This is a genomic window from Planktothrix sp. FACHB-1355 (assembly GCF_014748295.1).
In the GTDB taxonomy this organism is placed as follows: Bacteria; Cyanobacteriota; Cyanobacteriia; order Cyanobacteriales; family Aerosakkonemataceae; genus Aerosakkonema; species Aerosakkonema funiforme_A.
In genome coordinates this window covers 1-4119 of record NZ_JACJUP010000607.1, presented here as the reverse complement: position 1 = coordinate 4119, position 4119 = coordinate 1, and the positions used below count along the sequence as shown (strand labels likewise).

General features: G+C 46.5%; 4 protein-coding genes. 2 read left to right on the top strand and 2 right to left on the bottom strand.

The annotated features are described in order from the left end of the window. Positions 1-109: 109 nt before the first annotated feature. Positions 110-1642, bottom strand: coding sequence for a photosystem II chlorophyll-binding protein CP47 (psbB, locus tag H6S82_RS21525; protein WP_190467210.1), 1533 nt, complete (start codon positions 1640-1642; stop codon positions 110-112). Positions 1643-2061: 419 nt separating this feature from the next. After that, the gene (locus tag H6S82_RS21520; RefSeq protein ID WP_190467213.1) at positions 2062-2397 is read right to left on the bottom strand and encodes a hypothetical protein; all 336 of its coding nucleotides are present in this window, start codon (positions 2395-2397) and stop codon (positions 2062-2064) included. A gap of 125 nt (positions 2398-2522) precedes the next feature. On the opposite strand from H6S82_RS21520, the gene H6S82_RS34130 reads away from it, so the two are divergent. After that, positions 2523-2657, top strand: a complete 135-nt coding sequence (locus H6S82_RS34130) for a hypothetical protein (protein WP_255512257.1) — start codon at positions 2523-2525, stop codon at positions 2655-2657. A gap of 177 nt (positions 2658-2834) precedes the next feature. Next, positions 2835-3734, top strand: a complete 900-nt coding sequence (locus H6S82_RS21515) for a HAMP domain-containing protein (protein ID WP_190467216.1) — start codon at positions 2835-2837, stop codon at positions 3732-3734. The last annotated feature ends 385 nt before the right edge of the window (positions 3735-4119 follow it).

Below are 4119 nucleotides of genomic sequence, written 5' to 3'. Positions count from 1 at the left end.
TCGGGACTGTGAAAGCCAAAAGTAAAAAGTAAAAGTAAAAAGTAAATATTACTTTTTTGCCTTTTGCCTTTTGACTTTTGACTTTATCTCGCCCTTATTCTTAGCTGGGTTATACAGCTTCTTGCTTGCGGGTAGTCTTATCACCCACTTTCTGGAAGAAGCCCCATTCGACTTGCTCTTCAGAGAGTTCTGGGTCTACACCGGCAAACACATCTCGGAACAGAGTACGAGATCCGTGCCAGATGTGACCGAAGAAGAACAGCAGAGCAAATACGGCATGACCGAAGGTGAACCAACCACGGGTGCTGGTGCGGAATACCCCGTCAGAGTTGAGCGTTTCGCGATCGAACTCAAACGGCTCACCCAGCTGAGCCTTACGAGCAAATTTCTTCACAGTAGGTGCGTCGCTAAACGTTTGACCGTCCAGTTCGCCACCGTAGAGGCTGACCGTAACCCCTACTTGCTCGAAGCTGTATCTAGATTCAGCGCGACGGAATGGGATGTCAGCACGAACTATGCCATCGCTGTCAGTCAAGACAACCGGGAAGGTTTCAAAGAAGTTGGGCATACGGCGTATCGTCAGTTCGCGCCCTTCCGCATCTTTGAAAACTGGGTGACCCAACCAAGCTTGGGCAATGCCATCGCCCTTGTCCATTGGGCCAACGCGGAACAGACCGCCTTTAGCGGGGCTGTTACCTACGTAATCGTAGAAAGCCAGCTTTTCAGGAATAGCCGAGTAAGCGTCCGAGAGGGTCGCTCCTTGTGCCAAACTGGCTTGGACGCGCCGCTGGATCTCTTGCTTGAAGTAGCCTTGATCCCACTGATAGCGGGTCGGGCCAAACAGTTCGATCGGTGTAGCAGCGGTACCGTACCACATCGTACCGGCGACGACAAAAGCAGCAAAGAATACAGCTGCAATACTGCTGGAAAGTACGGTTTCGATGTTCCCCATCCGCAGCCCTCTATACAGGCGCTCCGGCGGACGGACTGTCAGGTGGAACAAACCGGCGATGATGCCCACAACACCCGCAGCAATGTGGTGAGCCACGATGCCACCTGGGTTGAAGGGGTTAAACCCTGCCGGTCCCCATTCCGGTGCTACCGGCTGGACGTGGCCGGTTAAACCGTATGGGTCGGAAACCCACATACCTGGGCCAAAAAGTCCCGACAGGTGAAAAGCACCGAAGCCAAAGCAGAGCAGACCGGATAAGAACAAGTGAATGCCAAACATTTTTGGCAAGTCCAGGGCCGGTTCGCCAGTGCGGGGGTCTCTGAAGAGTTCCAAATCCCAGTAAACCCAGTGCCAAACAGCAGCTAGGAACAGCAGACCGGAAAGGACAATGTGAGCGGCGGCAACACCTTCAAAGCTCCAAATGCCAGGATTGCTTGCCGCTTCGCCAGTCAAGCTCCAACCACCCCAGGATTGCGTGACGCCCAAGCGTGCCATGAATGGCATCACGAACATCCCCTGACGCCACATCGGGTTCAGGACTGGATCGCTAGGATCGAAAATAGCTAGTTCGTACAAGGCCATAGAACCAGCCCACCCTGCCACAAGGGCGGTGTGCATTAGGTGTACAGCTATCAATCGACCCGGATCGTTCAGGACGACTGTGTGTACTCGATACCAGGGTAGTCCCATTGACTACGCTCCTCCTCAGTGAGTGATCTTAGTTGAGCGAACTTTTATAAAGCAGACAATCATTTTTGTGATGGGAATTTTCATAAAGCGTGGATACGCGCCCTAGAGGAAAATTCCTACTCAAATTATTGAAATTTGGATTGACCTACTACCGAAACCAGTTAAAGGGAACGCATTCAGCACACGCCACTCCCAAGAGCAGCCAGTGGCCGCTATCAGTCCGGGTGCGGATCGCCCCTCCACTGTCTTCGTCTCACAACTGGGCAACGCTCCAGCAGGAGATTTGTTTGTGAGTCGTTGTTAAAGAAGTGTAAACCTTGTCGCTGTCCATTGCAAGCGGGTTACAGTGGCTTCTTCAAAGCAGCCATACGTTTATATAACCGGTTGCGTTTTGCCCAGTTGCAGTTTGTGAGGTAACTTTACAAAACTACAGATTGGATGTTAGTCAGGTAGCACATGGTCTGGCCCGCTGCCAGTCGCTCCAGCACTTGCTCGGCACTGATGAGGCGCTTTAGCACTACTTGACCGATCGTTTTAGCCGCTGGGTCAACTTCGGCAGTCTCCAACGGTTTGACTTCCACGGTTAAGATGGCGTCTTCGACCCGATACAGCCATAACTTCTCGTTGTTTTCCACTAAGCAAATATTCATACGCTCAATATTGGGTCGGCGTCGCCAAGCGGTTTCATTCCACACGCCATCGGACGCCCAGACTCTGCCAAATGTCCATCCATCAGAAAGAAAAAAATATTTCACAGGCTTCTTTTTGCGACTGTGTTTGTCAAATTATGAGGTAAAACGACCTTTTTGGGCAACAATTGTGCAGCCTCCTTAGTTTTTGCCGCTTGGCTGTTGGCATCCAAGCACAGAGGTTTGCAGCATTGTGGATTATAACAGGCGATCGCTCTTTGCTGTCCTCTGGTCTAGCGCTACAGTTAGACCTTCGCATCATCAGAGCGGCGAATTGGGATAGAACCGGGTTCGCTCTGAATGGGACAAGTGGAGCGGAGGAATAAAGGAAAGCCAGGTTTTGGATTGGCTGATATCTACGTGGCTAGCAGTAGAATCAAATTATAGTTTCATACATCAACATAATGCGAGAGTTGGGGTTGTACCTAAGAGGTTAGGTATAAATTCTTCTAGTCCTTTAGTAAAGTCGTGTGATATTGGTCTTACTTTCATCCAAATCTTATATGCAAAAATCCCAAGAGCATGGGGAATCATCTCATATTTCACCGCATTTACCCAATGCAACTGCGTTTGAAACGCAAAAGGTTCAGCCTGTATCTAGAAGCAATCAACCATTACTAACTACTTTTGAAAATGTTTGTCTCAAAACCCAACAAGTAATTACAGCAACTACAGCTGGAATTATTTCATCATTGGCAGTCGTTGCTGCGATCCAAGTTTCTGTCCATATTATCGCCGAGCCAGCTAAGATGACACAATCTCGACTGGAAAAGACAGCTTTAGCAGGCTTACTCACAGGGTTTACTGTGGGAGGAATAACTTTGGCGCTAGAGCGAATTACTACAGATCGGATGAAGATTATTATAAATAATCTTCAGAGTCACTTTAATGCAGTAAGTCGTGGTGATTTAACTGTTCGAGCGACTGTTGATTCATCAAAAGAATTTGGGCATCTGGCAATGAGCTTCAACCAGATGGTTCAACTTCTCGATCTAAAAATTAGCGAAGCTAAACAGCAATCAGAAAAGCAGGCCAAGGCCAAGGAAGATTTAGAACATAAACTAACCCAAATACTTGCATTTGAAGAATTTACTTCAAACGCTCAAATTGCCGTTTCTGCCGAAATAACAACCCGTGAGGATAATCAGCAGGTTAGCGAGGCTACTGGAACAATATTAGACTTTCTCGATCACCTTCATAGTTTATCCCAAATGCCTACCAGTTATGAGCTATTTCTGGGTTCCAGTACAACAGAAGAAATTGAAAAACACAGGAATGATCTTGAGTACAGGCAAGCATGGCTAAAAGCATTACTCGATGAAACCAATAACGAACTGAATTTACTTTATATAATGCAAACACCAAAAGAGGAAAGCGAAATTAACAAAAATAACCAAGCTTAAAAATTTAATTCCACGTAGTTTATATTTAGACAGGGGATATGCAACTATCGCTCTTCTATTACTATCATCAGAGGATATACCAAAACATTGGTAGCAAATAATTCTATCTTTTTGCCTGAAGGGGCGACAACTATAGCTAGAAGGTAGACAAAATAAGGATGTAGGCTCGACGACCTCGCTGATAATAAGGTCGTTTATGATTTTACTCTTCGATGCTGTTGCAACATCACCACTAATATCAATAAAATTAAAAACTCTGCTCTTTTTAGTTGAGTTTTTAGGTGTTGGGTTTAAAATAATGGTAATAAATTCATTGTTTTCATTAAGTAGGTCTACTTGAGAATTTCAGACCTATTTTTTTTGACAACAAACTGTAAAACCCGCA

Bases quoted from the DNA above. Each gene is read 5' to 3' on its own strand.
- psbB (WP_190467210.1), bottom strand. From the start codon at position 1,642: ATGGGACTACCCTGGTATCGAGTACACACAGTCGTCCTGAACGATCCG.
- H6S82_RS21515 (WP_190467216.1), top strand. From the start codon at position 2,835: ATGCAAAAATCCCAAGAGCATGGGGAATCATCTCATATTTCACCGCAT.